This is a genomic window from Acidisphaera rubrifaciens HS-AP3 (assembly GCF_000964365.1).
GTDB classification, from domain to species: Bacteria; Pseudomonadota; Alphaproteobacteria; order Acetobacterales; family Acetobacteraceae; genus Acidisphaera; species Acidisphaera rubrifaciens.
On the sequence record NZ_BANB01000630.1, the window covers coordinates 1 to 1,196 of the forward strand.

At 72.7% G+C, this 1,196-nt stretch carries 1 protein-coding gene; it reads right to left on the reverse strand.

Annotation, left to right across the window (positions count from 1 at the left end; translation table 11 throughout):
• Positions 1-25 precede the first annotated feature (25 nt).
• Positions 26-1,081 (reverse strand): tRNA dihydrouridine synthase DusB, encoded by a 1,056-nt coding sequence (dusB, locus tag B8460_RS15600; protein ID WP_048862535.1) that lies wholly within the window; start codon positions 1,079-1,081, stop codon positions 26-28.
• Positions 1,082-1,196 lie beyond the last annotated feature (115 nt).

Below are 1,196 nucleotides of genomic sequence, written 5' to 3' on the forward strand. Positions count from 1 at the left end.
AGCAGCCGCCGGGAGATCGCGGGGCTCACGCTGCCGCGCGCTCCGCCGGCAGGCCATCCGCGCGGGCGGCGCCGGCGGCGATCAGCGGCTCGTAGAAGCCGGCGATCAGGGCCCGCACCGCGGCCGCGTCATCGAGCGTGTTGACCGTCGCCCGGAACTCGGCACTGCCGGGCAGTCCGCGCGAATACCAGGCGACGTGCTTGCGCGCGAGGCGCAGGCCGGCATCGTGTCCATAGTGCATGAGCATCGCCTCGTAATGGCTCGTCAGGATGTCGCGCTGGCGTGACAGCGGCGGATCGGGCAGCCGCTCGCCGGTGCGCAGGTAGTGCAGCACCTGCCGGGCGAACCACGGCCGGCCGTAGCAGCCCCGGCCGATCATCACCCCGTCGGCGCCGGAGCGCGACAGCGCCTCGGCCGCCGCCTCGGGCGTCGTGATGTCGCCGTTGACGATCACCGGCAGGCGCGTCGCCGCCTTCACCCGCGCGACGAAATCCCAGTCGGCGGTGCCGGTGTAGAATTGCTGGCGGGTGCGGCCATGGATCGTGACCATGCGGATGCCTGCGTCCTCGGCGATCGCCGCGAGCCGCGGGGCGTTGAGGTTCGTGTGGTCCCAGCCCATGCGCATCTTCAGCGTGACCGGGACGTCCACCGCCGCGACCGTGGCCGCGAGGATGCGCGCCGCCGCCGCCTCGTCGCGCATCAGCGCGGAGCCGGCGCTCTGTCCCATGGCCACCTTCTTCACCGGGCAGCCGAAATTGATGTCGATGACCTCGGCGCCCCGGTCGGAGGCGATGCGCGCCGCCTCGGCCATGGCGGCGGGATCGCAGCCGGCGAGCTGGATCGCCGCCACCACGCCCGGCCGCCGGTCAAGCTCGGCCATGCGCAGCGTGTTGCGATTCTCGCGCACCATTGCCCACGACGCGATCATTTCGGACACGACCATGCCGGCGCCCGATTCGGCCGCGAGCCGGCGGAACGGGCGGTCGGTCACGCCCGACATCGGGGCGAGAATGACCGGGTCCGCGAGCACGACCCCGCGCCCGAGATCGACCGGCTGTAGTCGCGTCACCTTGTTGCTCATGATTTGGGCAAACTAGCGGCAGGCGGCCCGTTTCGCAATCCGGGGTCCGCCGGCCCGGCGATTCCGGCGCGCGGGCTTGCGGCCGGCGGCGGCAGGCGGCAAAGCAGCGCCATGC

Coding starts and splice junctions, on each gene's coding strand:
- dusB (WP_048862535.1), bottom strand. CDS start 1,081: ATGAGCAACAAGGTGACGCGACTACAGCCGGTCGATCTCGGGCGCGGG.